Source organism: Nitrospira sp. BLG_2 (genome assembly GCF_049222245.1).
Genome location: NZ_JBLYIG010000293.1, coordinates 1 through 2,186 on the forward strand (window position 1 = coordinate 1; position 2,186 = coordinate 2,186).

Here is a 2,186-nt window from a genome sequence, read left to right on the forward strand (position 1 = left end):
CGATTGGACCAGGGTCACCGCGCCGGGGACCGAGAGCGATACGTGCGGATGTTGCAGGAAGCGGTGGATGCCCTCTTCGACAACGGCCGCCGAGGGCGCGCGATTCGTGGCCCGAACAAACGTCCGTTGAAATCGTTGAGCGACATGTTGAAGGGGAAACAGGGGCGATTTCGGCAGAACCTACTCGGGAAGCGTGTCGATTATTCCGGCCGTACCGTGATCGTCGTCGGCCCGGAGTTACGCCTCCACCAGTGCGGGCTGCCGAAGAAAATGGCGCTGGAATTGTTCAAGCCGTTCATCTTCCACAAGCTGGAAGCCAGGGGGGCGGCCACTACTATTAAGAGCGCCAAACGGCTGGTCGAAAAGGAACGGCCGGAGGTCTGGGATGTCCTTGACGAAGTGATCCGAGAGCATCCGGTATTGCTGAATCGAGCCCCGACGCTCCATCGGTTGGGCATTCAAGCATTCGATCCTGTGTTGGTGGAGGGCAAGGCGATTCGATTGCACCCGCTGGTCTGCGCGGCATTCAACGCAGATTTCGATGGGGATCAGATGGCGGTGCACGTCCCATTGTCGGTCGAAGCGCAGGTTGAAGCACGGGTGCTCATGATGTCCATCAATAACATTCTCTCCCCGGCCAACGGCAAGCCGATTGCGGTGCCGTCGCAGGATATGGTGTTGGGCTGTTACTGGTTGACGAAAGAGCGGATAGGCGCCAAGGGCGAGGGAAAGGTATTTGGGTCTCCGGAAGAGGTCCGGATTGCTTTTGACGCGAGAGAAGTGGAAGAGCATGCGCGGGTCAAGGTGCGCCTGATGGGTTCCCTGGTGCAGACGACCGTCGGTCGTGTCTTGCTGTCCGAAATCCTTCCTCTAGGCTTGCCGTTCGCGAATGCGAACAAGCTCATGACCAAAAAGGAGATGACGAAACTCATTGACGCCGTGTATCGCCAGACTGGCCATCGAGACACGGTCGAGTTTCTGGATAAGATCAAAGACATTGGTTTTGCCTATGCGACCAGGGCCGGCTTGTCGATTTGCATCGACAATATGCATATCCCGAGTAAGAAGGAAGATTTCATCGGGAAAGCACAGCGCGAAGTGAACGAGATCGAGAAGCAGTATTCAGAGGGCTTGATTACGAACGGTGAACGGTACAACAAGGTGATCGACATTTGGGCTCACGTCACTGAGCAGGTGGCGAATGAGATGATGAAAGAACTCGGCGCCGGAGGTGATCCAGCGAAGGCTGAATCGTTCAACCCGATCTTCATGATGGCTGATTCCGGCGCTCGAGGCAGCTCGCAGCAGATACGGCAGTTGGGCGGTATGCGCGGTCTGATGGCCAAGCCGTCCGGTGAGATCATCGAAACGCCGATCACCGCCAATTTCCGTGAGGGGTTGACGGTGTTGCAGTACTTCATCTCGACTCACGGCGCTCGTAAGGGTCTAGCCGACACGGCGCTGAAAACCGCCAATTCAGGTTATCTGACTCGGCGACTGGTCGATATCGCTCAGGACGTCATTATCAACGAGATCGATTGCGGAACACGCGACGGCATTATCGTCAGCGCCTTAGTGGAAGGCGGTGAAATTATCCAGCCGCTGGAGGAACGTGTCCTCGGTCGCTTGGCGGCAGAGGATATTCGTGACCCCGTCACGGGGGAAATCATCGTGTCTTGGAATGAGGAAATCAACGAAGAGCTGACGAAGTCGATCGTTGAGGCCGGAGTCGATCGTGTCAAGATTCGATCCGTGCTGACCTGTCAATCGCCGCGTGGTGTATGTCGAGCCTGTTATGGCCGCGATCTGGCGCGAGGTCGTCTGGTGGAAAAAGGTGAACCGGTCGGTGTCATCGCCGCACAGTCAATCGGCGAGCCAGGCACGCAGTTGACGATGCGGACTTTTCACATCGGGGGTACGGCTAGTAAGGTCGTCGAGCAAACAGTGCTTGAGGCGAGGCATGCCGGACGAATCAAATTCATGAGTTTCGATGCCAAAAAGAATGCCGATATTCACAATGCCGGTATCGCGGTGCGGAATAAAGAAGGTGAATGGGTCGTCATGAATCGCAATACGAAGATTGCGATAGTCGACGACAGTGGACGAGAACGTGAGAAGTACCCCGTCGTGTATGGGGCCAAGATCAAGATCAAGGACGGTGATCCGGTGGCCGTCGGCCAGAAATT

The 2,186-nt window shown here is 56.2% G+C and carries 1 protein-coding gene; it reads left to right on the forward strand.

The genetic code is table 11. The features are described from left to right. On the forward strand, positions 1 to 2,186 hold a 2,186-nt coding region (gene rpoC, locus ACOSYY_RS08135), incomplete at both ends, for a DNA-directed RNA polymerase subunit beta' (protein WP_421661768.1).